The organism is Asanoa siamensis (assembly GCF_016862555.1).
GTDB lineage: Bacteria > Actinomycetota > Actinomycetes > Mycobacteriales > Micromonosporaceae > Asanoa > Asanoa siamensis.
This window is the reverse complement of record NZ_BONE01000004.1, coordinates 107,550-132,243: the sequence shown is the minus strand read 5'-3', so window position 1 is coordinate 132,243 and position 24,694 is coordinate 107,550. Positions and strand designations below refer to the sequence as shown.

General features: G+C 74.3%; 21 protein-coding genes. 11 read left to right on the top strand and 10 right to left on the bottom strand.

The genetic code is table 11. The annotated features are described in order from the left end of the window. Nucleotides 1-51: 51 nt before the first annotated feature. Entirely contained in the window at nucleotides 52-3,282 is a 3,231-nt protein-coding gene (locus tag Asi02nite_RS04280) for an AfsR/SARP family transcriptional regulator (protein ID WP_203710801.1), read from the top strand. Here Asi02nite_RS04280 and Asi02nite_RS04275 read toward each other — a convergent pair. Together Asi02nite_RS04275 and Asi02nite_RS04270 are read right to left on the bottom strand one after the other, a co-directional pair. Then, nucleotides 3,279-3,749: a DUF6232 family protein gene (locus tag Asi02nite_RS04275; protein ID WP_203710800.1), complete on the bottom strand. Its 471-nt coding sequence runs from the start codon at nucleotides 3,747-3,749 to the stop codon at nucleotides 3,279-3,281. The two genes, Asi02nite_RS04280 and Asi02nite_RS04275, sit on opposite strands and share 4 nt — an antisense overlap. Before the next feature lie 22 nt (nucleotides 3,750-3,771). After that, nucleotides 3,772-4,233, bottom strand: coding sequence for a DUF6232 family protein (locus Asi02nite_RS04270; RefSeq protein ID WP_203710799.1), 462 nt, complete (start codon nucleotides 4,231-4,233; stop codon nucleotides 3,772-3,774). A gap of 89 nt (nucleotides 4,234-4,322) precedes the next feature. Here Asi02nite_RS04270 and Asi02nite_RS04265 point away from each other — a divergent pair, with 89 nt between their 5' ends. The 4 genes from Asi02nite_RS04265 (at nucleotide 4,323) to Asi02nite_RS04250 (ending at nucleotide 9,401) form a co-directional block, all read left to right on the top strand. After that, nucleotides 4,323-5,096: an enoyl-CoA hydratase/isomerase family protein gene (locus tag Asi02nite_RS04265; RefSeq protein ID WP_203710798.1), complete on the top strand. Its 774-nt coding sequence runs from the start codon at nucleotides 4,323-4,325 to the stop codon at nucleotides 5,094-5,096. A 79-nt stretch (nucleotides 5,097-5,175) separates the two neighbouring features. Next, complete coding sequence (locus Asi02nite_RS04260; protein ID WP_203710797.1) at nucleotides 5,176-6,993, top strand: Hsp70 family protein; 1,818 nt, start codon at nucleotides 5,176-5,178, stop codon at nucleotides 6,991-6,993. Between the two features lie 67 nt (nucleotides 6,994-7,060). After that, entirely contained in the window at nucleotides 7,061-8,683 is a 1,623-nt protein-coding gene (locus Asi02nite_RS04255) for an acetolactate synthase (protein WP_203710796.1), read from the top strand. A gap of 37 nt (nucleotides 8,684-8,720) precedes the next feature. Continuing rightward, nucleotides 8,721-9,401, top strand: a complete 681-nt coding sequence (locus tag Asi02nite_RS04250) for a hypothetical protein (RefSeq protein WP_203710795.1) — start codon at nucleotides 8,721-8,723, stop codon at nucleotides 9,399-9,401. Here Asi02nite_RS04250 and Asi02nite_RS04245 read toward each other — a convergent pair. Then, nucleotides 9,373-10,284 carry a ribokinase gene (locus Asi02nite_RS04245; protein WP_203710794.1) on the bottom strand — a complete coding sequence of 304 codons (912 nt, stop codon included), beginning with the start codon at nucleotides 10,282-10,284 and terminating at the stop codon, nucleotides 9,373-9,375. The two genes, Asi02nite_RS04250 and Asi02nite_RS04245, sit on opposite strands and share 29 nt — an antisense overlap. Before the next feature lie 39 nt (nucleotides 10,285-10,323). Between Asi02nite_RS04245 and Asi02nite_RS04240 the strand changes: the two genes are divergently transcribed. The 5 genes from Asi02nite_RS04240 to Asi02nite_RS04225 all read left to right on the top strand — a co-directional run bounded on the left by Asi02nite_RS04240 (nucleotide 10,324) and on the right by Asi02nite_RS04225 (nucleotide 15,572). After that, the gene (locus Asi02nite_RS04240) at nucleotides 10,324-11,295 is read left to right on the top strand and encodes an LLM class flavin-dependent oxidoreductase (RefSeq protein ID WP_203710793.1); all 972 of its coding nucleotides are present in this window, start codon (nucleotides 10,324-10,326) and stop codon (nucleotides 11,293-11,295) included. Nucleotides 11,296-11,369: 74 nt separating this feature from the next. Continuing rightward, a complete protein-coding gene (locus tag Asi02nite_RS04235) occupies nucleotides 11,370-12,158 on the top strand; it encodes an ABC transporter ATP-binding protein (protein ID WP_203710852.1) in 789 nt (262 codons plus the stop codon). 243 nt (nucleotides 12,159-12,401) lie between these two features. Then, nucleotides 12,402-13,343, top strand: a complete 942-nt coding sequence (locus tag Asi02nite_RS41400; protein ID WP_239126460.1) for an FAD:protein FMN transferase — start codon at nucleotides 12,402-12,404, stop codon at nucleotides 13,341-13,343. A 43-nt stretch (nucleotides 13,344-13,386) separates the two neighbouring features. Then, complete coding sequence (locus Asi02nite_RS04230; protein ID WP_239126459.1) at nucleotides 13,387-14,712, top strand: serine hydrolase domain-containing protein; 1,326 nt, start codon at nucleotides 13,387-13,389, stop codon at nucleotides 14,710-14,712. Beyond that, nucleotides 14,709-15,572 carry an EamA family transporter gene (locus tag Asi02nite_RS04225; protein ID WP_203710791.1) on the top strand — a complete coding sequence of 288 codons (864 nt, stop codon included), beginning with the start codon at nucleotides 14,709-14,711 and terminating at the stop codon, nucleotides 15,570-15,572. The genes Asi02nite_RS04230 and Asi02nite_RS04225 overlap by 4 nt, the downstream gene beginning before the upstream one ends. A gap of 85 nt (nucleotides 15,573-15,657) precedes the next feature. Here Asi02nite_RS04225 and Asi02nite_RS04220 read toward each other — a convergent pair whose 3' ends face one another. The 4 genes from Asi02nite_RS04220 to Asi02nite_RS04205 form a co-directional block, all read right to left on the bottom strand. After that, on the bottom strand, nucleotides 15,658-16,476 hold the full coding sequence (locus Asi02nite_RS04220) for an ABC transporter permease (RefSeq protein WP_203710790.1): 819 nt from the start codon (nucleotides 16,474-16,476) through the stop codon (nucleotides 15,658-15,660). After that, nucleotides 16,473-17,204 (bottom strand): ABC transporter ATP-binding protein, encoded by a 732-nt coding sequence (locus Asi02nite_RS04215; protein ID WP_203710789.1) that lies wholly within the window; start codon nucleotides 17,202-17,204, stop codon nucleotides 16,473-16,475. Before Asi02nite_RS04215 ends, Asi02nite_RS04220 begins: the two co-directional genes overlap by 4 nt. Before the next feature lie 42 nt (nucleotides 17,205-17,246). Continuing rightward, complete coding sequence (locus Asi02nite_RS04210; protein ID WP_239126458.1) at nucleotides 17,247-18,014, bottom strand: TetR family transcriptional regulator; 768 nt, start codon at nucleotides 18,012-18,014, stop codon at nucleotides 17,247-17,249. Nucleotides 18,015-18,105: 91 nt separating this feature from the next. Continuing rightward, nucleotides 18,106-19,557 carry a glycoside hydrolase family 3 N-terminal domain-containing protein gene (locus tag Asi02nite_RS04205; protein WP_203710788.1) on the bottom strand — a complete coding sequence of 484 codons (1,452 nt, stop codon included), beginning with the start codon at nucleotides 19,555-19,557 and terminating at the stop codon, nucleotides 18,106-18,108. A gap of 133 nt (nucleotides 19,558-19,690) precedes the next feature. On the opposite strand from Asi02nite_RS04205, the gene Asi02nite_RS04200 reads away from it, so the two are divergent. Further along, nucleotides 19,691-20,866 (top strand): ROK family transcriptional regulator, encoded by a 1,176-nt coding sequence (locus tag Asi02nite_RS04200; RefSeq protein ID WP_203710787.1) that lies wholly within the window; start codon nucleotides 19,691-19,693, stop codon nucleotides 20,864-20,866. 59 nt (nucleotides 20,867-20,925) lie between these two features. Here the strand turns inward: Asi02nite_RS04200 and Asi02nite_RS04195 are convergent, their stop codons facing one another. From Asi02nite_RS04195 to Asi02nite_RS04185, 3 genes are all read right to left on the bottom strand, one after another. Continuing rightward, nucleotides 20,926-21,597 carry a GNAT family N-acetyltransferase gene (locus Asi02nite_RS04195; RefSeq protein ID WP_203710786.1) on the bottom strand — a complete coding sequence of 224 codons (672 nt, stop codon included), beginning with the start codon at nucleotides 21,595-21,597 and terminating at the stop codon, nucleotides 20,926-20,928. Between the two features lie 13 nt (nucleotides 21,598-21,610). After that, a complete protein-coding gene (locus tag Asi02nite_RS04190) occupies nucleotides 21,611-23,737 on the bottom strand; it encodes a heavy metal translocating P-type ATPase (RefSeq protein ID WP_203710850.1) in 2,127 nt (708 codons plus the stop codon). A gap of 99 nt (nucleotides 23,738-23,836) precedes the next feature. After that, on the bottom strand, nucleotides 23,837-24,649 hold the full coding sequence (locus Asi02nite_RS04185; RefSeq protein WP_203710785.1) for a class I SAM-dependent methyltransferase: 813 nt from the start codon (nucleotides 24,647-24,649) through the stop codon (nucleotides 23,837-23,839). Nucleotides 24,650-24,694 lie beyond the last annotated feature (45 nt).

Genomic DNA, 24,694 nt, shown 5'->3' with positions numbered 1-24,694 from the left:
GTGCGCTAACGTGAGTAACCGTCTTTGCCATGGTAACCAACGGGAGATCCCATGCGGTTCGAGGTGCTGGGCCCGCTGCGCGTGCTGCGCGCGGACGCCGATCCGGTCGTGCTGGCCGCCCGCCAGCATCGGGTGGTGCTCGCCAACCTGCTGGCCGAGTCCGGCCGCGCGATCCCGGTCGAGGTGCTGGCCGAGGCGCTATGGGAGAAGGGCGCCGCCGAGGAGAGCCGGCGCGGTGCCATCCGGGTCCTCATCCACCACCTCCGCCGCGCCCTCGGTGACGAGCTGCTCGACAAGGCGCCGGCCGGCTACGTGCTGACCGTGCCGCCGGGCCGGATCGACGCCGACGCGTTCGAGACCCTGGTCGTCCGGGCCGGTCGACTGCGCGCCGACGGCCTGGCTCCCGACGCGCGGCGGGCACTGCGCAAGGCGCTCGGGCTGTGGCGCGGCACGACCGCCTACGAGGGCGAGGACTACGGCGACCGGGTCCGCGCCGAGGTGGCGCGTCTGCACGAGCTGCGGCTGGCCGCCTACGAGGACTGCTTCGACCTCGAGCTGGAGCTCGGCCGGCACCGCGAGATCGGTGGCGAGGTGGCCGCGCTGGCCGAGCAGCACCCGCTGCGCGAGCGGTTGCAGGGCCAGCTCATGACGTCGCTGGCCCGGGCCGACCGGCGCGGTGAGGCGCTGGCCGCCTTCGAGCGCACCCGCCGGCTGCTCGCGGAGGAGCTCGGCGTCGACCCCGGCGAGAACCTGCGCGAGCTGCACCGGCGGATCCTCCGCGCGGCCGCGCACGAGCGCACCGCACCGGCCCAGCTCCCGCCGCCGGCCCGGACGTTCCTCGGTCGCGACGAGCCGCTGCGCCGGCTCGACAAGCTGGTCTCCGCCGAGGGCGGCAACGGCCCGGTCGTGGTGGTCGTGTCCGGCATGGCCGGCGTCGGCAAGACCACCCTGGCCGTCCACTGGGGACAACGGGCCCGCCGCCGGTTCGTCGACGGGCAGCTCGCGGTCGACCTGCGGGGCTGGGCGCAGAGCCGGTCGCTGCGGCCGCTCGAGGTGATCGGGCGGTTCCTGACCGCGTTCGGCGTGCCCACGGCCAGCACCCCGGCCGACCTCGACGAGGCGGTGCAGCTCTACCGCACCCTCACCGCCGACAAGCGGCTGCTGGTGCTGCTCGACAACGCCGAGCACGCCGACCAGGTGCGGCCGCTGCTGCCCGCCGGCGACGGCAGCGTCACGCTCGTCACCAGCCGCAACCGGCTGGCCGGCCTCGTCGCGGTCGACGGCGCGGTCGCGCTGCCGCTGGACGTGCTGCCGCCGACGACCTCGACCGCGCTGCTGGGCCGCCTGCTCGGCGCCGAGGTCGTGGCCCGCGAACCCACCGCCGCGGCCGACCTCGCCGCGCTGACGGGCCACCTCCCGCTCGCCCTGCGGGTCGCCGCGGCCCAGGTCGAGACCGACCAGCCCGCGCCGATCGCCGCCTACAACCTGCGGCTGCGCGGTGGGGACCGGCTGGCCGGCCTCTCCATCGAGCACGACGCGGCGGCCACGGTCTCGGCGGCGTTCGACCTCAGCTACGCCGCCCTGCCCGCGTCCGCCCAGCGGCTGTTCCGGCTGCTCTCCCTGGTGCCCGGCGCCGAGTTCGGCGCCGACCTCGCGGCCGCCCTGGCCGACCTCACGAACGTCGCGCCGGCCCTCGACGCCCTGGTCACCGCGAGCCTCGTCAACGAGCGCGGTGCGGGCCGGTTCGGCCTGCACGACCTGGTCGCGGAATACGCGCGCGGCCGGCTGGCCGCCGACGAGCCCGACCACGCCGCCGCCCGCGAGCGGCTCTTCGGCTACTACCTCGACCACGTCGAGCACGCGAGCCGCCTGGTCTACCCGGAGTTCTCCCGGCTGCCGACCGCGGCCCGCGCGCCGGCCCGGGCCAGGACCTACGCCGACGGTGCCGAAGCCGTCGCCTGGATCACGGCGGAGTTGCCCAACCTCGTCCCGGCGGTGGCCGCGGCGGAGCGGCACGGCCCGCGCTGGGCGGCCGTGCGGCTCGCCGACGCGTTGCGCCCGTTCCTCTGGTCGGCCGGCAGCCCGACCGAGTGGCAGGCGATCGCCGAGGCGGCGCTGGCGGCCGCGACCGCCGACAAGGACCAGATGGGCACCGCGGCCGCCGAGATGTGCCTCGGTGACCTCTACGCCCAGCGCTCCGACGCGGCCGCCGCGGAACGGCACTACACGCGGGCCCTGGAGCTGGCCCGGTCCAGCGGCTGGCGCACCGGCGAGGGCGGCGTGATGGGCAACCTCGCGCTGCTGCACTGGCGCAGCGGCCGGCTGCTCGACGCGATCGCGCTCTTCGAGGGCAGCATCGAGGTCGCGCAGCACAACGAGAACCGCACCGCCGAGGCGACCGTGCTGGGCAACCTGTCCGGCCTCTACTGGGCGCTGGGCCGGCTCGAGGAGTCGGCCAAGGTGCTCCAGCGCGGCCTGCGGCTGCACCGGGCCGCGGGCTGGCCGCAGGCGTCCGCGATCGCGTTCCTCGGGCTCGGCCTGATCCGGGCCGAGCAGGGCCGCTACAAGCAGGCCCGGCGCACGCTCAACGGTGCGCTGCGGATGGCCGTCAAGCACGCCAACCGGCGCACCGAAGGCGACATCCTCTGCGCGATCTCGCAGGTGCACGCCGCCTGCGGCGAGGGGGCCGAGGCGCTGCGCACGGCCCGGCGGGCGGTCGAGGTCGGCGTCGAGACCGAACGGTCCCGGCTGCTGGCCGACGCGCACAAGGCGCTCGGCGTCGCGCACGTCGCGAACGGTGATCTCGACCTGGCCGCCACCGCGCTCGACGAGGCGATCCGGCTCGCCCGCCGCGCGGCCTACCCGCACACCGAGCTGAGCGCGCTGGTCTCGCTCGCCGACCTGCGCTTCGAGCAGGACCGGCCCACCGAGGCCCGGGAGCTGGCCGACACCGCGCTCGAGCAGGCGCGAGCCTCGGGCTACCGGATCCTCGAAGGACGCGCCCTCTGGGTGCTCGCCAGTTGCGCCCACATCGCCGGCGACCGCCCGGAGGCCATGCGCGGCGTCCGCGAGGCGCTGCGGATCTACCGCGAGACGGGCCACCGGCCCGGCATCGCCGCCGCGCTGCTGCTGCTCGGCGACGTGCTGGTCGAGTGGGGCGATGTCGAGACCGGCACCGAGATGTGGATCAAGGCCCGCAACCTCTACGCCGACCTCGCCTCACCCCGCGTGGTCACCGCCCAGTCCCGCCTGGCCCTGGACCCCCGCCAGCCCAAGCCCTAGGTGTTCTCGACGGCCCGCTGGACCGCGCGGTAGATCTGCCCGAACCGCAATGCGTTGGTGGTGCGCAGCAGCATGCGGTCCTCCCCCACGTACCGCACCCACAGCTCGTTGACCACCGTGCCCTCGTCGTAGGAGCGGTCCAGCCAGCCCAGTGGCAGTTCCGCGAACGGCGCGAGGGCCAGCGCGCCGACCACGCCCACGGCGAGCACGCCGGCCGCGAGACCCCAGGCGGCCCGGTCGCTCGCCGAGTAGACCAGCGAGATCGCGCAGACGATCGCCGCCAGGGGAAGGATGGAGATGATCAGGATGAGGACGCCCCGGCCGACCCGCCGGGACCTCGTGCGGGTCGTTCCGGAGCCACGCCTGTGCCAGACGAGGGCCAGGCCCGAGACCGGATAGCTGACGCCGTCGACCCGCACCACGTCGGACGTCACCTGGACGTCCTTGTCGCGGTAGTAGACGGTCACCTCTTCAGGAAAACCGCCGGCGTCAATACCTGGGTGCCGCTTCGAGCGCCCGCTGCAGCGCCCGGTAGATCTGGCCGAACCGCAGGGCGTCGGCCGTACGCACGAGCAGGGTGGGCCGGCCGCCGACCTCGGCCCAGATCTCCAGGGCGCGGGCACCCTTCGAGTAGGACAGGTCCAGGCGGCCGAGCAGCAGGTCGGCCAGCGGCGCGGCGGCCAGGCCGACCAGCACCGAGCCGCCGACGATCAGCACGGTGGTGGTCGTCGTCGTGTGCAGCCGCAGCGCGAGCGCGATGCCGAGCCCGGCGGCCACCAGCGGCACGAGCAGGGCGACGCCGATCGCGCCGCGACCGGCCACCGTGCCCCACGAGCGCTGGCCGCGGCGGTGCCACACCCGGGACAACGCGGTCAGCGGGTAGCTCCGCCCGGCGACCCTGATCGCCTGGGACGTGACCTGCACCGCGCGGTCGTTGTAGTAAGTAATCATCCCTGCCACCTGTGAGGACCCACGTCAAAGTTACCCAGTCGCGGACCCCGTAATGTGTCTCGAACCTGATAAGCACATGGAGGTGTGACGTGGGCGAGCTTGTCCGCTTGGAGAAGCACGACGGAATCGGCACGATCCGGCTCGACCGGCCGCCGATGAACGCGCTCAACCGCCAGGTGCAGGAGGAGATCCGGGACGCGGCGCTCGCGGCGACGGCCGACGACGAGGTCCGCGCGGTCGTGGTCTACGGCGGCGAGAAGGTCTTCGCCGCGGGCGCCGACATCAAGGAGATGGCCACCATGTCGTACGTGGACATGGCGGGCCGGGCGGCGGGCCTGTCCGCGGCGCTCGGGGCGGTCGCCCACATCCCGAAGCCGGTGGTCGCGGCGATCAACGGGTACGCCCTGGGCGGCGGCTGTGAGCTCGCCCTGGCCTGTGACTGGCGGGTCGTGGCCGACGACGCCAAGCTCGGCCAGCCCGAGATCAAGCTCGGCATCATCCCCGGCGCCGGCGGCACCCAGCGGCTCGCCCGGCTGGTCGGCCCGGCGCGGGCGAAGGACATCGTGCTCTCCGGCCGGATGGTCGACGCCGACGAGGCGCTGCGGATCGGGCTCGCGGACCGGGTGGTGCCCGCCGCCGACGTCTACGCCGAGGCGATCGCGCTGGTCCGCCCGTACGCGAACGGTCCCGCCCAGGCGCTGCGCGCCGCCAAGCAGGCCATCGACGGCGGCCTGGAGATGGACCTGCACTCGGGTCTGGCGTGGGAGAGCCAGCTCTTCGCGGCCCTGTTCGCCACCGACGACCGCGCCGAGGGCATGGCGGCCTTCGTGGAAAAGCGCAAACCGGACTTCACCGGAAGGTGATCAACTGCTCAGCACGGGCCGCTAACGGATGTTGATCAACCCCGCTCGCCGGCGGGCGCGGTCCCGGTAGGCTCGGCGCATGTCACCGGGGGCCGCGCTGGGGGTCGATTTCGGGACCTCGCACACGGTCGCCGTCGTGCGCTGGCCCGACGGTCGGGCGCGCCCGCTGCTGGTCGACGGCTCGCCACTGCTCCCCTCCGCGGTCTACGCCCCGCCCGGCGACGCCCCGCTGGTCGCGGGCCGCGACGCCGTGCACAGCGCCCGCCTCGACCCGGCGCGGTTCGAGCCCAACCCGAAACGCCGGGTCGACGACGGCAGCGTGCTGCTCGGCGAGCGCGACATCCCGGTGGGCGACCTGGTCGGCGCCGTGCTCGGCCGGCTCGCCGAGGAGTGGCGCCGCACCGTCGGCGACCTGACCACCGGCGAGGTCACCGCCGACACCCCGCCCGCGCTGACCCTGACCTGCCCCGCCATCTGGGGCGCGACCCGCCGCGAGCTGCTCTCCCGCGCGGCCGCCGACGCGGGCCTGGGCGAGGGCCGCCTGGTCGCCGAGCCGGTCGCCGCGGCCACCTACTTCGCCGAGGTGCTCGGCCGGGACGTGCCGATCGGCTCGGCCGTCGTGGTGCACGACTTCGGCGCGGGCACCTTCGACGCCAGCGTCGTCGTCCGCCGGGCGACCGGCTTCGAGGTGCTGGCCGTCGACGGCCGCGCCGACCTGGGCGGGCTCGACGTCGACGCGGCGCTGGTCGAGCACCTGGCCACCACCTACGCGCCGGCCCACCCGCAGGCCTGGCAGCGGTTGCGCGAGCCGGTGACGGTCGAGGACCGACGGGCCAAGCGGCAGCTCTGGGACGACGTGCGGGTGGCCAAGGAGCGGCTGTCCCGCAGCCCGTCCGCCGACCTGGTCATCCCGCTCTGCGACGTCGAGGCCCACCTGACCCGCGCCGAGCTGGAAAAGGTGGCGATGCCGATCCTGGCCCAGACGGTGCAGGTGACCAAGGCCGTGATCGAGGCCGCGGCGCTGCCGCCCGGCAACCGCGCGGGCGTCTTCCTGGTCGGTGGGTCGAGCCGGATCCCGCTGCTGGCGACCCTGCTGCACCGGGAGCTGGGCGAGCCGCCGGTCGTGATCGAGCAGCCCGAGCTCGTGGTGGCGGAGGGTGCCGTGCTGGCCGCCACGGCGGTGCTGGCGAGCGCCCCGGCGGCCGTACCCGTGACCGGCGAGTTCCCGAAGATCGTCGAGCCGGCCAACGGCGCGCTGGCGGCGATCGCGCCCGTCTCACCCGCGCCGCCCGCCGGGAGCCAGGCCGCGCCGCCCGACAAGCCCCCCAAGCCCGGCGATCTCGACCAGCCTGGCAAGGCGGACAAGCCCGGTGACGGCGGCTCCGCTCCCGACCCGGACCGCACCCCGGCCCGGCCGGTGATCGCCAGCGCGCCCGTCGCGGTCGCGGCGAACGGCGCCCGCACCGCGACCCCCGCCAAGGCCAAGCCCGAGCCTGTCCCGTCGTTCCCGCCGGGTCGCGCGGCCGTGCCCACCCGGCCGGCCCGGAACGCCAGCCGCCCGTCCCGCTTCGGCCGGGACACCCTGGCCGAGCCCGCGCTGGTCGCCGACCTGCGGGCGCTGTCGGGCCACGACGAGCCACGCGTTTACCCCTACCCCGAGCCGGCACCCGCCCGGGTCCGCCGCGACGACCGGCCGCCGGTCTGGGACGCCCCGAAGCCGGCACCGCGACCCCGCCGCAGCGGCGGCTTCGGCCGGTTCCTGCGGGCCCTGTTCAGCCTCCTGCTGCTGGTGGCGCTGCCCGTCGTCGCGGCCGTGGTGGCCTTCCACTACGCTACCGGCGACTCGTACACCGACATCATCGACGGCATCCGGCGCTGGCTCGGCGAACTGAGGTGAGTCATTCTCACGTTCTTCGCTACCCACCGGTAAGGTGCTCAGAGCGAACCGAGCGACGGGAGTGGCGATGAGCGAGCGGATCGAGGGTCACGGCGGCGAGCTGGCCCTCGCGGCACTGCGCGCGGCCGGCGTCCAGGAGATGTTCACGCTCTCCGGTGGCCACGTGTTCCCGCTCTACGACGCGGCGCACAAGACCGGTTTCCCCATCTACGACGTCCGGCACGAGCAGTCCGCCGTCTTCGCCGCCGAGGCCGTCGCCAAGCTGCGCCGCCGCCCGGGGCTCGCGGTGCTCACCGCCGGCCCGGGTGTCACCAACGGCATCTCCGGCCTGACCAGCGCCCTGTTCAACGCCTCACCGGTGATGGTGATCGGCGGCCGGGCGCCGGCCATGCGCTGGGGTGCCGGCAGCCTCCAGGAGCTCGACCACGTGCCGCTGGTCGCCCCGGTGACCAAGCACGCGGCGACCGTGTTCGCCACCGACGAGATCCCCGGCGCGGTCCGCACGGCGCTGGGCGCGGCGCTGACCCCGCACCGCGGCCCCGTCTTCCTCGACCTGCCCCTCGAGATCGTCTTCTCGCACGGCGAGGCCGACGCGCCCGGTGCGCCCGACGTCCCGGTGGTCGAGCCGGACCCGGCCGACGTCGCCCGGGCCGCGCAGCTCATCGCCGAGGCCCAGCACCCGGTCATCATCGCGGGCTCCGACGTCTACGCGGCCGACGCCGTCGCCGCGCTGCGGGAGGCGGCCGAGACGCTGCGCGTACCCGTGATCGCCAATGGCATGGGTCGTGGCGCTTTGCCGCCGACCCACCCGCTCGCCTTCGCCAAGGCCCGCCGGGCCGCGCTCAAGGGCGCCGACGTGGTCGTGGTGATCGGCACCCCGCTCGACTTCCGCCTGGGCTTCGGCGACTTCGGCTCGGCGCAGGTCGTGCACATCGTCGACGCGCCGAGCCAGCGCGCCACCCACGTGACCCCGACCGTCTCCCCCGCCGGCGACCTGCGGCTGATCCTCTCCGCGCTGGCCGACTACACGGGCACCCGGGCCGACCACGAGGACTGGATCGCCGGCCTGCGCACCGCGGAGGACGCCGGCAAGGCGCGCGACGCCGAGGAGATGGCGGCCGACACCGACCCCATCAAGCCGGCCCGGATCTACGGCGAGCTGCGCCGCGTCCTCGCGCCCGACGCGGTGACCATCGGCGACGGCGGCGACTTCGTCTCGTACGCGGGCCGCTACCTCGAGCCCGCGCAGCCCGGCACCTGGCTCGACCCGGGCCCGTACGGCTGCCTGGGCACCGGGATGGGCTACGCGATGGGTGCCCGGGTGACCTACCCCGACCGGCAGATCTGCGTGCTGATGGGCGACGGCGCCGCCGGTTTCTCCCTGATGGACGCCGAGTCGCTGGTCCGCCAGGGCCTGCCGGTGGTGATGGTCGTCGGCAACAACGGCATCTGGGGCCTGGAGAAGCACCCCATGCAGGCGATGTACGGCTACGACGTGGCCGCCGACCTGCAGCCCGGGCTGCGCTACGACGAGGTCGTCCGGGCGCTCGGCGGCGCGGGCGAGACGGTCAGCAAGGCGGCCGACCTCGGCGGTGCGCTGGAGCGGGCCTTCGCGGCCGGCGTTCCCTACCTGGTCAACGTGCTGACCGACCCGGCCGACGCGTACCCCCGCTCGTCGAACCTGGCCTGACCCGCCGGGCTGGCCCGGCCGGGTGACAATGGTCGGCATGGCGCTGCCCATCCCGACCCCGAGCGACGTGATCGGCCTGACCCGTGCCGCGGTCACCGTCCCGGCCCGTGCCCTGCGCGTGATCGACGACATCGAGGCGCTGGTCAAGCGCGTCGGTGGCATCGCCGACCGGGCGGAGGCGTTCCTCGAACGGCTCGACGCGCTGGCCGACCGGGCCGGTGTGCTGATCGACGGCGTCGACGCCGCCGTGACCGACGCGGAGGCGGTGCTCGAGCGCACCCGCGCGCTCAGCGCCGCCGCGACGACGCAGGTCGAGCAGGTGACCCGGGTGGTCACCGCGACGCGGATCCTGGTCGAGGAGGCCGAGACCGTGACGGTCAAGGCCAACGCCGTCGTCGACAAGGCCGAGACCACCGCCGGTACGGCCGACGAGCTGCTCGGCGTCTACGCCCCCGCGTTGCGCCGGGGCGCGCCGATGGCCCACCGCTTCGTCGAGCAGCTCTCCGACGAGGAGGTCGACGCGGCCATCAAGCTGATCGACGAGCTGCCCCGATTCACGAAGCACATGGACGAGGACATCCTGCCGATCCTGGCGACGCTGGACCGGGTCGGCCCCGACATCCACGAGCTGCTCGAGGTCACCCGTGACCTGCGGCTGGCCGTGAAGGGCATCCCGGGCCTGCGGATGCTCACGAAGCGCGGCCAGGACCTCGGCTGACCGACCACAGCTCGTCGATCTCGGCCCGCCGCGGCAGGGCGGTCGAGGCGCCGAGCGTGCGGGCGCAGGCGGCGCCGGCGGCGCAGGCCCAGCCGACCGCGTCGACGATCTCGCGGCCCTCGGCCCAGGCCACCGCGAGCGCACCGGTGAACGCGTCGCCGGCCGCGGTCGAGTCCACGGTGTCCACCCGCACGCCGGGCACCTGGGCCGACGCGCCGTCGCGGTCGACGTACCAGGCGCCCGCCGGGCCTAACGTGACGACGGCCCGAGGCACCACCGCGAGCAGCGGCTCGGGCCGGCGCTCCCCCGTGATCGCGTCGGCCTCGGTCTCGTTGACGACCAGCAGGTCGACGGCGTCGAGCAGGTCGGCCGGCAGCGAGCGGGCCGGTGCCGCGTTGAGCACCACCCGGGTGCCGGCGGCGCGGGCCGCCCGGGCCGCCGCGGTGACCGTCTCCACCGGGATCTCGAGCTGGGCGACCAGCACGTCGGCGTCGGCGATCGCGGCGCGCTCGGGCTCGGTGAGGTCGGTGAAGGCGGCGTTGGCGCCCGGCGCGACGACGATGGTGTTCTCGCCGGCGTCGTCGACGGTGATCAGGGCGACGCCGGACGCGCCGTAGACCACCCGTACCAGTGCGGTGTCGACGCCGGCAGCGTCGATCCGCGCCTTGAGGGTCACGCCGAACGCGTCGGAGCCGATCGCGCCCAGCAACCGGGTCGCGGCGCCCGCGCGGGCCGCGGCGATCGCCTGGTTGGCGCCCTTGCCGCCGGGGATCATGGCGAACTCGCCGCCGAGCACGGTCTCACCCGGCTGTGGCAGCACGCCCGACCTGGCGACCAGATCCATGTTGGCGCTTCCGACGACGACCACCCGGGCGCGATCCATAGTCGGCGATTGTAGGGGCCGTCTGGCAGGCTGCTCCCCATGGACAATCCACCGATCGGTGTCATGTTCCGCTGTGACAGCCCGCCGGAGAACCTGCCCGCCTACGCGCAACTGGCCGAGCGGCTCGGCTACGACGAGCTGTGGGTGGTCGAGGACTGCTTCTTCACCGGCGCGATCTCCGCGGCCGCGGTGGCCGCCGCCAGCACCGAGTCGCTGAAGATCGGCATCGGCATCCTTCCGGCCGCGTTCCGCAACCCGGCGCTCGCCGCGATGGAGCTGTCCAACCTGACCCGCCTGTTCCCGGGCCGCATCCTGCCGGGCTTCGGGCACGGCGTGCCCGCCTGGGTCCGCCAGGTCGGCGCGCACCACCCGTCGCCGCTCGCGGTGCTGGAGGAGAGCATCGCCGCCGTCCGCGCGCTGCTGCACGGCGAGACGGTGACCAGGCACGGCCGGCACGTCGACCTCGACGACGTCACGCTGGCCTTCCCACCCGCGGAGCCGCCACTGATCTCGGCCGGCGTGCGCAACGAGAAGTCGCTGCGGCTGGCCGGGCGGGTCGCCGACGGCACGATCCTGGCCGAGGGCGCCGCACCCGCCTACATCGCCTGGGCGCGCGAACGGATCGAGGAGGGGCGGGCCGAGGCCGGCCGCACCGACCCGCACCGGGTGACCGTCTACGCGCACCTCGACTTCGACGACGCGGCCCGCAGCGCCCGCACCGAGTTGGCGGCGCAGTTCAGCGCGCCGGTGCAGCCGTCCGACCCGGCCGACGCGGAGACCCTGGCCGGCCTGGTTTCCGACGCCGGCGGCGACCTCGAGAAGCTCGCGGCCGCGCTTCCCGACGAGATCGTCGACCGGTACGCGATCGTCGGTGACGCGCAGACCTGCGGTGCCGCGCTGCACCGGCTGACGGCGGCCGGCGCCGACGCGGTGGTCTTCGTCCCGCCGCGCGACCCGGACCTCTCGGTCGCGCATCTGACGCTCGCCGCCGAGGCCCTCATCGGCGGGTGACCCCGGTCGCCGGGCCGCGGGGCGCGCCGCGCGGCCCGCGGCCTGCGTGATTTGATGACCGCGTGCCTGCCGACATGATCGACGACGCGGTCCTCTCCTTCGACGGGATCGGTGTCACGCGCAATCGCAACCAGTTGCTGCGCGACGTCGCCTGGACGGTGTACCCGGACGAGCGCTGGGTGATGCTCGGCCCCAACGGCGCCGGCAAGACCACCCTGCTGTCGATCGCCGCCGGGCAGCTCCACCCGACCACCGGCAGCGCCGTCGTGCTCGGGGAGAAGATCGGCCGCACCGACGTCTGGGAGCTGCGTACCCGGATCGGCCTCACCACCGCCAAGGTCGCCGAGCGGATCCCCGGCGAGGAGCGGGTCCTCGACGCCGTGGTCACCGCCGCCTGGTCGGTGGTCGGCCGCTGGCGGGAGCAGTACGACCCGATGGACGAGGCCCGCGCGCGCGGCCTGCTCGACCAGCTCGGTGTCGCCGCGCTGGCCGACCGCACCTACGGCACCCTGTCGGAGGGCGAGCGCAAGCGCGTGCAGATCTCCCGGGCGCTGATGACCGACCCGGAGCTGCTGCTGCTCGACGAGCCGGCCGCCGGCCTCGACCTGGGTGGCCGGGAGGACCTGCTCAAGCGGCTCACCACGCTGGCCGCCGACCCCGACGCCCCGGCGATCGTGCTGGTCACCCACCACGTCGAGGAGATCCCGCCGGGCTTCACGCACGCGATGCTGTTGCGCGATGGGGCGATCGTGGCGCAAGGGCCGGTCGAGCAGACCATCACCGCCGCGCATCTGTCGGAAACGTTCGGCCAGCCGCTGGTCGTCGAGCACAACGCGGGTCGTTACACCGCACGGGCCGCATAGGCCCCACCCGTTCAGGGCTCTCTCAGGGAGCTTTCAGGAAAGCGCGCTATGCCTGAGAGATCCGTCACTGAGGGGGCAGCGATGGTGTTCGTACGAATGGCTCTGCTGGCCTTGTTGGCCAGTGTCGTTGGCAGCTCCGGCCGCGGGTCGGGGCCGGCGCGCGGTTCCGGGCAGGGCCCCCCGCCCGGGGCCGCGCCCCCAGCCGCCCCACCGCCACCACCACCGGCGTTCACCCAGTGGCCGATGCTCACCCCCGGCGCCGCCGGGAAGTCCACTGTGGCCAGCTCGGAGTGGACGATGTGGGACGAGCCCGTCCGGGTCGCGGTGACCGATCCCGCCACCCTCGACCGCGCGGCCGAGCTGGTCGGCGGCGAGCTGGCCGCGATCGACGTGGCCGCGAGCCGGCTGCGCCCCGACTCCGAGCTCGCCGCGGCCGGCGACGGCGGCGAGGTGAGCCCGCTGCTGGCCGAGCTGGTGGCCGTGGCGCTGGCGGCGGCGCGCGAGACCGAGGGGGACGTCGACCCGACGGTCGGCGCGATGCTCAGCAGCCTCGGCAACGACCCGGACTTCGGCGGGCAGGTGGCCAGCGAGCCGACCCGGCACGTCCAGGTCGGACAGTTGGCCGTCTACCGCCCGCCGACCTGGGAAGAGGTGCGCCTCGACGAGCAGCGGCTGACCATCCCCGAGGGCGTGACCCTCGACCTGTCGGTCACCATGCGGGCGCGCGCGGTCGACCGCTGCGCCTCGCTGCTCGCCGCGTCGCTGGACGTCGGCGTGCTGGTCGCGATCGGCGGCGACGTCGCGACGGCCGGCCCGGCCCCGCGCACCGGTTGGCCGCTGGTCGTCCGCGACGGCCCGGTCGACCCCGCCGCGCTGGTGGGCCTGCCGGGTGGCGCGGCGGTGAGCACCGCGAGCAACCACCATCGCCGGCACTGGGACACGTCCGAGGAGCTGTTGCGGCAGATCGTCGACCCCGAGACCGGCCATGCGCCCCGGGAGGTCTGGCGCACCGCGAGCGTGTCCGCGTTCTCCGCGCTACGGGCCGCCGTCGTGGCCAACGCCAGCCTGGCCCGTGGCGTGCTCGCGCCGTCCTGGCTGCAGGCGCTCAGTGCACCGGCCCGGTTGGTCGGCCGCGACCGGTCGTTGCGCTTCTTCGGTACCTGGCCGTCCCAAGCCGAGACCTGAACGGGGTAGCCCGGCACGGGTGTCCCGTGTGACGATCGGCGGCGTGTCTGTCTCCCGACGTTCGGTGATCACGGGCGGCCTCGCGGCCGCCGTCGGCGCGCTCACGGCCTGTGCGGAACCCGCGCGCACGCAGTGGACCCAGACCGGCGGCGCGGGAGGGGTCGGCACGCCGCTCACCGGCACCGGAGGCCGGGCGGGCCTGGGCCAGCCGACCCTCGGCCCGCCGACGTCGCCCAAGCCGGCGCCCGCGACGCGGCTGACCACCGCGCTGAACACCTATCTCCGGCCGACCCCGGAGAACCCCGACCATCCGACCTACGCCGGCGCGGTCGCGCTGGTCAGCATCGACGGCACTGTCCGCACCCAGGTCGCGGTCGGCGACGCGCTGCGCTACAAGGCGGGCCCGGTCGAGCTGCCGGCGGCACAGCGCGTGAAGATGCGCACCGACTCGATCTTCGATCTGGCCTCGCTCACCAAGGTCTACACGTCGATCCTCCTGCTCAGGCAGGTCGACCAGGGCAAGGTGGACCTCGCCGCCCCGGTCGTCTCCTATCTGCCCGAGTTCACCGGCACCGGCAAGGCCGCGGTCACGGTCGAGATGCTGCTGACCCACACCAGCGGCCTGCCCGTGGGCGCCAAGGTGACCGGGCTGTCGTCCGACGCCGCGCGGCGCGCCGCGGTGCTCGCGACACCGCTGGTCAGCGGCGCGGTGCCCGGCAACACGTTCCGCTACTCCAGCGTCGGCCTGATGGTCGCCGCGTTCCTGGTCGAGAAGCTCACCGGGCAGACGCTCGACGCTGCGCTGAAAACCGAGGTGACCGGGCCGCTCGGCCTGCGCGACACCGGTTTCAAGCCGCTGACCTGGCTCAGCCAGGCCGACCAGGCCGCCCGGCTGGTGGCCACCGACGCCCGCACCTCGCGCGGGCTGCTGCGCGGCACCGTGCACGACGACGTCGCCAACATCATGGGCGGCGTCGCCGGCTCCGCGGGGGTGTTCGGCACCGCCGCCGACGTCGCCGCGATCGGCCACCTCCTGCTCAACGGCGGCACCGTCGGCGGCAAGCGGATCCTGTCGCAGGCCATCGTCACGCGGATGCTGACCAACGCCAACAAGGGCAAGCCCGCCGTCGACCCCGAGCGCCCGCAGCGCACCGCCGACCACGGGCTCGGCGTGGTGCTCGACCAGCCGTGGTTCATGGGCCGGCTGTCCGGCCCGCGTACGTTCGGGCACACCGGCTTCACCGGCACCTCGCTGCTGGTCAACCCCGACAAGAAGCTGGTGCTGGTGCTGCTGACCAACCGGGCCCATCCCAACTGGAGTTGGGCCGACCCCGATCCCGCCCGGGTGGCCGTCGCCAACGCCGTATGAGCCCGTGGGCCGGCCCCGCGGTCGTTTTCGCGGTGCTGGCGGCGGCGGTCCTGCACGCGTCGTGGAACGCGCTGGTCAAGGGCACCGACGACCGGATCGGGATTTTCGCCCGGTCCAGCCTGGTGGGCGCGGCCGTCTGCGTGGTGGGGCTCTGGTTCGTCGAGATGCCGGCGGCGGGCTCGTGGGGCTGGCTGATCGCCTCGGCGGTGATCCACGTGGGCTACAACCTGGGCCTGCTGGCGGCGTACCGGCTCGGTGACTTCAACCAGACGTACCCGTTGGCCCGTGGTCCCGGTCCGGTCGTGGTGGCGGTGGTGGCGGCGGTCGCCCTGCACGAGCCGCTGGCGCCGGTGCCGGCGGTCGGCGTCGTCGTCATCGCCGGCGCGATCGGGGTGCTGGGCCTGACACCGTGGCGCCGGGTACGCGCCAACCGCCCGGCGGTGCTGGCGGCGGTCTTCACGGGCCTGACGATCGCGGGCTACACGCTGGTCGACGGGGTGGGCGTGCGGGCGAGCGGCAGCGCGGCCGGCTACACGCTGTGGCTGACGGGTCTGGAGTGCGCGGCGACCGCGGTGCTGGCGTTCGGGTTCCGCCGCGAGACTCCGGTCCTGGCCGCGGGCGGCCGGGCCTGGCTGATCGCGGTCGCTGTCACTGTCATGTCCACATTGGCCTATGGCCTGGTGCTCTGGGCGCAGACGCGGGGGGCACTGGCCGCGGTGGCCGCACTGCGCGAGAGCAGCGTGGTGGTCGCGGCGGTGATCGGGATGTGGGCCTTCAAGGAGCCCATGGGCCGGGTACGCGTGGCGGCCAGCATCGCGGTCGCCCTCGGCGTCGCCCTGCTCGCCCTCCCGACCGCCTGACCGCGCAGGCCGGCCCGCGTGCCGCCCGGCCAGCGCGCTCGGACCGGCCGAGCACGGTCCGCGCGGCCCCACGGGCCGGCTCGGCCTACTCTCCGAACTTCGACAGGCGGCCTGTGCGGCGGGCGTGCCGCAGCGCGTGCGCCAGGAACGCGACCGCGCCGGCCAGCAGGGCCACGTCGAGGGCCGCTGCCGTGGCCAGGCCCGCCCAGTCGATGCCGTGGCCGGCGAGGAGGCCGCGTAGGCCCTCGAACACGTGGCTGGCCGGGACCGCCCAGGCGATCGCCTGCGCGACCGGCGGCAGCACCGCTACCGGGTAGAACACCGCCGCGAACGGCTGGAATGCCGCCGCCAGGACCCAGGCCACCGACTGGGTGCCCTCGCCGAAGCGGATCACGATGCCGATCGCGATGATGCCCAGGCCCCAGCCCATCCCGGTGAGCACGACGAGGAACGGCACGGCCGCCGGGCCGATCGTGGTGACGCCGATGCCGTACAGCAGCAGCGCCAGGGTCGACAGCACCGCCGTGCTCGCCGTGACCAGGCCGGCCACGAAGATGACGTGGCCCGCCAGGAACTCGCCCAGCGAGATCGGGCCCGCGAACACGTTGAGCAGGTTGCGGCTCCAGACGTCCTGCATGAACACCATCGCCAGCTCGGCCTGGGCGCGGGCCACCGCGTGCCACAGCAGCACCGCGCCGAGCAGCATCGACACCGCGATCGGCACGTTGTTGGCCCGCAGGAACGCGGTCACGAAGCCCCAGATCACCAGCTCGAGCACCGGCCAGAAGAAGATGTCCAGCAGCCGCCCGCCGTTGCGGTGCAGCGCGTACACGTCGCGCCGGACGATGCCGGCCACCCGGCGCCGGCGGGCCGCGCCGCTGGCCACGTCGTAGGCCACCGTCATGCCGGACCACCTCCCCTCGCCACTCGCAGGAACACCGCTTCCAGGTCGTCGACCCCGTAGGCCCCGGCCAGCTCGGCCGCACTGCCCGTCGCCACGATCCGGCCGCCGGAGACGAAGTGCACGCGGTCGCACATCCGCTCGACCTCGCGCATGTTGTGCGAGGTGATCAGCATGGCCCGGCCCGACCGGGCCGCCTGCTCGGCCAGCAGCCGCCGGATCCGGTCGGCCGCGTCGGGGTCGAGGTTGGCGGTCGGCTCGTCGAGGATCAGCAGCCCGGGATCGTTGAGCAGGGCCTTGGCCAGCAGCACCCGGGTCTGCTGCCCGGACGAGAGCCGCGCGAACCGCTGCCGGCGCAGGTGCCCGATCTCCAGCAGCTCCAGCATCTCGGCGACCCGCACCGCCGGCCGCCGCAGCGCGTAGAGGTGGGCGTAGACGGTGAGGACCTCCTCGACCCGCAGCACCGCCGGCAGGTGCAGGTAGCTGGCCGCGAAGTTGGCCCGGGCCAGCGCGCGGGCGCGGTCGCGGGTCATGTCGTGGCCGAACATCTCGACCGTGCCCGAGTCGGGCCGGGTCAGGCCCAGCACCATGTGCAGCGTCGTGGTCTTGCCCGCCCCGTTGGGCCCGAGCAGGGCGACCGCCTCACCCGCGCCCACGGTGAAGCTGACCCCGTCGACGGCTTCGACGGGACCGAACCGCTTGCGCAGTGCCGTGACCGTCAAGACGTCCATGCCCTCGATGGTCAGGCCCGAGGACCACGCTCAGCAAAGCATTTATTGACGCAGCGTACGGATGAGGCCCAGCACGTCCCTGGTCACCGGGCGCAGCACCCGCAGCCGGGACAGCCCGATCAGCTTGTCGATCAGCGGGACCACGCCGTCGATCAGCGCGCGCGTCTTCGCCTGGTCGGGTGAGCGGTCGTGCACCCAGTAGAGGACCACGCCGAGGTACGCGAGCCAGAGCAGCTCCGGCAGCTCGTCGCGGAGCTCCGGGTCCACTTTGGCCGTCGAGCCGAACAGCGTCTCGCGGAACAGCGCGATCGACGCCTCCCGGGTCGGCGACGACTCGGCCGAGAACGGGCTCAGCGGTGACGTCGGCTCGGCCGCGGTCTTGAAGAACATCGCCGCGAACTCGTGCGACGGCCCGACCGTGTCGATCCCGGCGTGCAGCACGCCGCGCAGCCGGGGCGCGAGCGCGGTCTCGCGGGCCAGCACGGAGGCGGCGCGGGCGCGGTGCTCGACCCCGGTCTCCGCGTAGAACTCCTGGATCAGGTGCTCTTTGGAGCTGAAGTAGTAGTAGGCGTTGCCGACCGCGACGCCCGCCTCCTTGGCGACGGCCCGCATCGTGGTCTGCGCGTAGCCGCGCTCGCGGAACAGCCGCATGGCGGTGTCGAGGATCAGTTGCCGGGTCTGCTCGCCGCGGGCGGTGGCCGGCTCGGCCCCACCCGGCTCGGTGGGCCGAGCGCCGGCGGCGCCACCGACCCCCGTTTGCTCGGCGGCACCGCCGGAGCCGGCGGGCGGCGGAACGGGTCGGTCGGTCATCGCTCTCACCGTACCGACTCCGCTCCGCGATGTCGAACACGTTCAACTTCGCAGCGCACATCATCGTACGCGAAGCTTGAACGCGTTCAAATCAGTGCAGGCCGAGCACCCCCGCGGCCGCCCGCCCGTTGGCGTGGCTGGCACCGTAGGTCGTCACGAACGCCCGCACGCCGGCCGGTCGCCAGCTCGACGGCCAGCCCATCTCGACCACGGTGACCGGGTGCCGGGCGGCCAGCGCCTCGATCAGCGCGGTCGCGTCGGTCAGCCGGTGCGCGTGCCGCGCGACGACCACGATCGGCCGGTCGCCGGCCCGCGCCAGCAACTCGTCGACGCCCGTGGTGGCGGCCACCGCGCGGATCTGCTCCACACCGTCGATGTGTGGCCCGAGGCCCCACGGCACCCGGCCCTCGGCGATGGTGGACGTGGCGGCCAACTCGACGACCAGCGGTGGGGCGCCGACCAGCGGGTCACCCTCGACGTGGACGGCGCGCCGGGCCGCGTCGTACCCGAGGCTCTCCGACCCGGTCTCGAGCGGGCCTGCCGGCGTGGCGGTCCAGGCGGCCAGGGCGGCGGTCCGCTCGGCCGCCTCCTCGACCCGCGCCGCGTCCAACCGCCCGTCCTGGACGGCCGTGACGATCTCGGCGGCGGTCTCCTCGACGAGCGCGGCGTCCACGTCGGCCCCGATGCAGAGCAGGTCGGCGCCGGCGGCCAGGGCCAGCGGCGCGGCCTGCGCGGTGCCACCGGCGACCACCGCCGCGCCCTTCATCTCCAGCGCGTCCGTGATCAGCGCACCGGCGAAGCCGAGATCGCCGCGGAGCAGCTCGTGCATCGCGGCCCGACTGAACGTCGCGGGCGCGTCGCCGGTCAACTCGGGCACCCGGATGTGCGCCGTCATCACGGCCTGGGCGCCGGCCGCGACCGCCGCGGCGAACGGCGGCAGGTCGCGCTCGCGCAGCACGGCCAGTGACGCGTCCACAGTGGGCAGTTCGAGGTGCGAGTCGGCCACCGTGGCACCGTGGCCCGGGAAGTGCTTGGCACAGGCGGCCACCCGGGTCTCCTGGAGGCCCTCGACCGCGGCCCGGGTGTGCGCGGCGACCCGCGCGGGGTCGGCGCCGAAGGAGCGCGTGCCGATGATCGGGTTGTCGTCGGCGGTGTTGACGTCGACGGTGGGGGCGAGGTCGACGGTCACCCCGACGGCGGCGAGCTCGGCACCGATCGCGCGGTAGACCGCGCGGGTCACCTCGACGTCGTCGAGGGCGCCGAGCGCGGCGTTGCCCGGGTACGGGCTGCCGGTGCGGTGCGCGAGCCGGGTGACGTCGCCACCCTCCTCGTCGATCGCGACGATGACGTGGGGGCTCGCCGCCCGCAGCGCCGCGGTGCTGGCCGCGACCTGCTCGCGGTCGACGATGTTGAAGCCGAACAGCGTGTAACCGGCCAGCCCTTCGGCGGCCAGGTCGACCGCCCAGGGCGGCGGCGTGCTGCCGGGGTATGCCGCGAGCAGCGTGCGCAGGGCAAGCCGGCGCAGAGCGGGATCAATCGCCATCGGTTCTCACCCTCTTGTGACTCGCTCCTGCCAGGTTGTGTGATCGTCGCACCATTCGCTTCCCAGTACGCTACGCCTACTCGTAAGGCGACTAATGTATTAGTAAACATTCCTTATTGCTAGAGGATGTCGCATGGGGTCGACCCGCCTGCCCGGCACACCGCGGCTGTTGCGAGCGCTGAACGACCGCGCCGCGCTGGAGCTGCTGCTCTCGCGTGGCCCGCTGACCCGCGCCCAGCTCGGTGAGCTGACCGGGCTGTCCAAGGTCACGGCGTCGCAGCTGGTCGAGCGGCTGGAGGAGCGCGGCCTGGTCACCCGGGTCGGCGAGCAGGCCGGCGGTCGTGGCCCCAACGCGCAGCTCTACGCGGTGCGGCCGGGCAGCGCGTTCGTGGTCGGCGTCGACATCACCGCCGACCGGGTGGTGGCCGCGTGCGCCGACATCACCGGCCAGGTGACCGGCCGGGTCGAGATGTCCACCAAGGACAATGACGACCCCGTCGGCGTGGTGCACGAGGCCGTGGTGCAGGCGGCCAGCAACGGGCACGCCCCGCTCGACAGCGTGCGCCGGGTGGTGCTGGGCACCCCGGGCCTCGTCGACCCGGGCTCCGGCGACATCACGTTCGCGTTCAATCTGCCGCGCTGGCACCGGGGCCTGCTCGCCGCGCTCCGGGAAGACCTGCACACACCGGTCGTCTTCGAGAACGACGTGAACCTGGCGGCCTGCGCCGAGGCCGAATACGGCGCGGCCGCGGGCGTCGACGACTTCGTGCTCGTCTGGGCCGACATCGGCGTCGGCCTCGCGATCGTGCTCGGCGGCCGCCTGCACCACGGCAGCAGCGGCGCCGCCGGCGAGATCGGCTACCTGCCGATGCCGGGCGTGCCGGTCAACCGCGACCAGTCACGGCGGTCGCAGCCGCCGTTCGGCCAGCTCGCCGGTGCCGCGGCGCTCCGCACGGTGGCCCGCGAGCACGGCTTCCGCGGCGGGTCGGCGGCCGACGCCATCCGGGCCGCGATCGCCGCGGGCACCGAGGGCGGCGCGGCACTCGACGAGATCGCCCGCCGGCTGGCGCTCGGCGTGGCCAGCACCTGCGTGGTCCTCGACCCACCGCTGGTGGTGCTGGCGGGCGAGGTCGGCCAGGCCGGGGGCAGCGCACTCGCCGAGCGGGTCCAGCACGAGGTCGCGGCGATCACGTTGGTCTCGCCGAAGGTCGTGGTCACCCAGGTCGAGGAGGAACCGGTACTACGCGGCGCGCTGCTCGTGGCCCTCGACGCCGTCCGCGACGAGATCTTCGGCTCCACGGTCGGCTGACGCCCAGCCCCACCGACCAACGCGACCTACGACGCCGCCGACTGCCGCCGGGACAGGGCTCAGGGGCCGTCGGGGCCGAAGACGCCGTAGCTGACCCAACCCAGGTCCGGGAAGCCCGCCGCGGCCGCTACCTTCGCGGACGCGATGTTGTCCGGGGCGTGCAGGTAGGTCGGGACGGCGCCCTCGTCGATCACCCGGCGGGCCGCCTGGGCGACCAGCCTCCGGGCCAGACCCTTCCCTCGCGCCGCCGGCTCGGTGCCGACCGAGAGTTCGTTGCCGTAGGTGTCGTGGCGCTTGACGCCGACGCCCGCGAGGTAGCCGCCGGCCTCGTCGCGCGCGATGAGCACCTCGCCCCCGAACGGGTGCAGCCACTCCGGCACCGCCGGGTCGTCGAACGGTACCCACTCCCCCGCGTCGGCCAGCGGTGCCGGGTCGGTCGACCAGCGGAAGATCGCCCGGTACGCGCGCCAACCGTCGTACCCGACCGCTCCGGGCAGTTTGTCGAGCAGGTCGGGCAGTGGCAGGTCGGCCAGCGCCCGGACGGGCTCGACCCGGTGCGGCGGCACCGACAGCAGCGTGCTCTCGGGCGTGCCGACGCCTACCGCCGGGTAGACCGCGCCGTCCCAGCCAGGCCGCAGGCGTCTCTCCGAACCCACGATCTGCAGCGCCGCCTGCGTCGGCCACTGGCCCAGCCAGGTCACCAGGTGGTGGTAGAGGCGCGTGTCGAGCACCCGGCTCCTCCGGTCAGTGGAAGCTGCGCAACCGCAGGCTGTTGGAGACGACGAATATCGACGATAGCGCCATCGTGGCACCGGCGATCATCGGATTGAGCAGCCCGGCCGCGGCGAGCGGGAGCGCGCCGACGTTGTAGGCCAAAGCCCAGAACAGGTTTCCCTTGATAACCCGCAGCGTACGCCGGGAGAGCCGGATCGCGTCGGCGGCGGCGGTCAGGTCGTCGCGGACCAGCGTCAGGTCGGCGGCCTCGATTGCCACGTCGGTGCCCGCGCCCATCGCCAGCCCCAGGTCGGCCTGGGCGAGGGCGGCCGCGTCGTTGACACCGTCGCCGACCATCGCGACCACGCGGCCCTCGTCCTGCAGGCGCTTGACCGTGTCGACCTTGTCGGCGGGCAGGACCTCCGCGATCACCTCGTCGATGCCCGTCGCGTCCGCGACCTGCCGGGCCGCGTCGGCGTTGTCACCCGTCAGCAGGACCGGCCGCAGGCCTAGGCGGCGCAGCGTCGCGATGGCTTCGCGGCTGCTCGGGCGGATGTCGTCGGCGAGCACCAGGCGACCGCGTACGTCCTGGTCGATCGCGACGGTGACCACGGTGTGACCACCGTGCTCAGCCTGCCCCGGGGCGGCGCCGGTGAACTCGGCGCGACCGACGAGCACCTCGCGGCCCTCGACGATGCCGCGGACGCCGCGGCCGGGTGTCGCCCGGAAGTCGGTGACCGCCGGCAACCGCTCACCCCGAGCGGCGGCAGCGGCGGCGACGATGGCCCGGCCGATCGGGTGCTCGGAACCGGCCTCGACCGCGGCCGCGTACCGGAGGATCTCGTCCGGGCCTTCCGTGCTGACCACCGCGAGCCGACCCGTCGTCACGGTGCCGGTCTTGTCGAGCACGATCGTGTCGACGGTGCGGGTCGACTCCAGCACCTCGGGACCCTTGATCAGGATGCCGCGTTGCGCGCCGCGCCCGGTGCCGACCAGCAGGGCGGTCGGCGTGGCGAGCCCGAGCGCGCACGGGCAGGCGATGATCAGCACGGCGATGCCGGCGGTGAACGCGGCGGCGAGCCCACCACCCGTCCCCCACCAGTAGCCGAAGGTGCCGGCGGCCAGGACGAGCACGACGGGTACGAACACCCCGGAGATCCGGTCGGCGAGGCGCTGGACCTCGGCCTTGCCGCTCTGGGCCTGGCTGACCAGCCGGGCGATGTGCGCGAGTTGGGTCTCGGCGCCGACCTTGGTGGCGGTGACGACCAGGCGGCCGTCGGCGTTGACGGTGCCGCCGGTCACCGAGTCGCCCGGGCCGACCTCGATCGGCACGGACTCGCCGGTGAGCAGGCTCTGGTCGATCGCGGAGGCGCCCTCCTCGACGACCCCGTCGGTGGCGATCTTCTCGCCGGGCCGTACGACGAAGCGGTCGCCTTCGCGCAGTTCCGCGATCGGCCTGATGGTCTCGCGGCCGTCCCGCAGGATGGCCACCTGCTTGGCGCCGAGGTCGGCGAGGGCCGCGAGCGCGGCACCGGCGCGGCGCTTGGCGCGGGCCTCGAAGAAGCGCCCGGCGAGCACGAAGACGGTGACGCCGGCGGCGACCTCGAGGTAGATCGCGTCGGTGCCCGCCCCCCGTTGCAGCGTGAGGTCGAACCCGTGCCTGATCCCCGGCTCACCGGCCATGCCGAAGAACAGGGCCCAGACCGACCAGCCGAGCGCGGCGAGCGTGCCGATGGAGATCAGCGTGTCCATGGTCGCGGCGCCGTGCCGCAGGTTGACCCAGGCGGCGCGGTGGAACGCGGCGCCGCCCCAGACCACGACGGGCGCGGCGAGGGTGAGCGAGAGCCACTGCCAGTAGGTGAACTGCCAGGCGGGCACCATGGCGAGCACGATCACCGGGACGGCGAGGGCGGCGGAGACGAGCACCGTGTCCCGCAGGACGCGCGTTTCGTCCCGTTTCGGCTCGGCCGGGGCCTGCTCGGCCTTGCGCTCGGCGGTGTAGCCGGTCTTCCGCACGGTCTCGATCAGGTGGTCGACGGTGACACCGGCGGGCGCGGCGACGGTCGCGACCTCGGTGGCGTAGTTGACGGACGCGACGACCCCGTCGAGCCGGTTGAGCTTCTTCTCGATGCGGCTGGCGCAGGACGCACAGGTCATCCCGCCGATAGCCAACTCGATCCGCTGCTCCACGCCCGCCACCTTACCCCCGGGAGGTATCGTCCTGACGTGCACACGATACCCCTCCGGGGTATGAGGTCAAGCGCGGGCCAGCCACACCGTCCGCGTCGTCCGCACGGTCAGGTCGGATCGGCCTCCCATGCCCGCCGCGATCTTCTCCAGCGCCGCCAGATCGGTCGGGGCCAGCCGCTCCTCCAGGCCGTGCCGCATCCGGAGCAGCGCGACCTCGGCATAGCGAGCGGCGGCCGGGGACAGCGGCGGCCGCAGCGAGATCTCGAAACGCCGCTCCGTCACCGCGCTGAACCCGGCACCGGCGATCAGCCCGGCCCAGTCGGCGCGCATGTGCAGGCCCGCCTCGTGCCGGCGCCTGGCGAGCTCGGCGTGGGCGCGATCCTCCAGTCCTTCGTCCGCGGTCCCGGTCAGGAAACGCGGGAACGACTCGAGCTCGGCGACCACCAGCAGCCCACCCGGCCGCAGGACGCGCAGCGCCGAGGCGAGTGCCCGGCCGGGGTCGGCCATGTGGTGCATCGAGGAGGCGGCCCAGACGACGTCGGCCGGACCGAGCGGCGGCCAGGCGGCGTCGAGGTCGGCCTCGACCGTACGGATCCGGTCGCCCAGCCCCGCCGCGTCGGCCCGGGCCCGCAGGTGGGCGAGCATGTCGGGGTCGACGTCGACCGCGGTGACCTCGGCGCCGGGCAGCTCCCGGGCGAGGGCCAGGGACCCGGTGCCGCTGCCGGCGCCGAGGTCGACGACCCGGGGCCGGTCGGCAGCTGGCCGGCCCTGTGGCCGGTCGGCGGACTCCTGGCCGACCCAGCCGATCAGCTCGCGGTGGTATTCGTGCAGGACCTCGGCGTCCAGGTCGAGCATCTCGACCAGGTGATCGTGTGGCATGCGTCGACGGTAGCCGCGCCTTGCGTCAAAGACATAGCATCTTGC

Excerpts from the sequence above, each read along its gene's own strand:
- Asi02nite_RS04225 (WP_203710791.1), top strand. The coding sequence starts at position 14,709 with ATGAGCCCGTGGGCCGGCCCCGCGGTCGTTTTCGCGGTGCTGGCGGCG.
- Asi02nite_RS04245 (WP_203710794.1), bottom strand. The coding sequence starts at position 10,284 with ATGGATCGCGCCCGGGTGGTCGTCGTCGGAAGCGCCAACATGGATCTG.
- Asi02nite_RS04220 (WP_203710790.1), bottom strand. The coding sequence starts at position 16,476 with ATGACGGTGGCCTACGACGTGGCCAGCGGCGCGGCCCGCCGGCGCCGG.
- Asi02nite_RS41400 (WP_239126460.1), top strand. The coding sequence starts at position 12,402 with ATGCTCACCCCCGGCGCCGCCGGGAAGTCCACTGTGGCCAGCTCGGAG.
- Asi02nite_RS04210 (WP_239126458.1), bottom strand. The coding sequence starts at position 18,014 with ATGACCGACCGACCCGTTCCGCCGCCCGCCGGCTCCGGCGGTGCCGCC.
- Asi02nite_RS04250 (WP_203710795.1), top strand. The coding sequence starts at position 8,721 with ATGGCGCTGCCCATCCCGACCCCGAGCGACGTGATCGGCCTGACCCGT.
- Asi02nite_RS04280 (WP_203710801.1), top strand. The coding sequence starts at position 52 with ATGCGGTTCGAGGTGCTGGGCCCGCTGCGCGTGCTGCGCGCGGACGCC.
- Asi02nite_RS04215 (WP_203710789.1), bottom strand. The coding sequence starts at position 17,204 with ATGGACGTCTTGACGGTCACGGCACTGCGCAAGCGGTTCGGTCCCGTC.
- Asi02nite_RS04190 (WP_203710850.1), bottom strand. The coding sequence starts at position 23,737 with ATGACCTGTGCGTCCTGCGCCAGCCGCATCGAGAAGAAGCTCAACCGG.
- Asi02nite_RS04185 (WP_203710785.1), bottom strand. The coding sequence starts at position 24,649 with ATGCCACACGATCACCTGGTCGAGATGCTCGACCTGGACGCCGAGGTC.
- Asi02nite_RS04205 (WP_203710788.1), bottom strand. The coding sequence starts at position 19,557 with ATGGCGATTGATCCCGCTCTGCGCCGGCTTGCCCTGCGCACGCTGCTC.
- Asi02nite_RS04235 (WP_203710852.1), top strand. The coding sequence starts at position 11,370 with ATGATCGACGACGCGGTCCTCTCCTTCGACGGGATCGGTGTCACGCGC.
- Asi02nite_RS04200 (WP_203710787.1), top strand. The coding sequence starts at position 19,691 with ATGGGGTCGACCCGCCTGCCCGGCACACCGCGGCTGTTGCGAGCGCTG.
- Asi02nite_RS04270 (WP_203710799.1), bottom strand. The coding sequence starts at position 4,233 with ATGATTACTTACTACAACGACCGCGCGGTGCAGGTCACGTCCCAGGCG.
- Asi02nite_RS04260 (WP_203710797.1), top strand. The coding sequence starts at position 5,176 with ATGTCACCGGGGGCCGCGCTGGGGGTCGATTTCGGGACCTCGCACACG.
- Asi02nite_RS04240 (WP_203710793.1), top strand. The coding sequence starts at position 10,324 with ATGGACAATCCACCGATCGGTGTCATGTTCCGCTGTGACAGCCCGCCG.
- Asi02nite_RS04255 (WP_203710796.1), top strand. The coding sequence starts at position 7,061 with ATGAGCGAGCGGATCGAGGGTCACGGCGGCGAGCTGGCCCTCGCGGCA.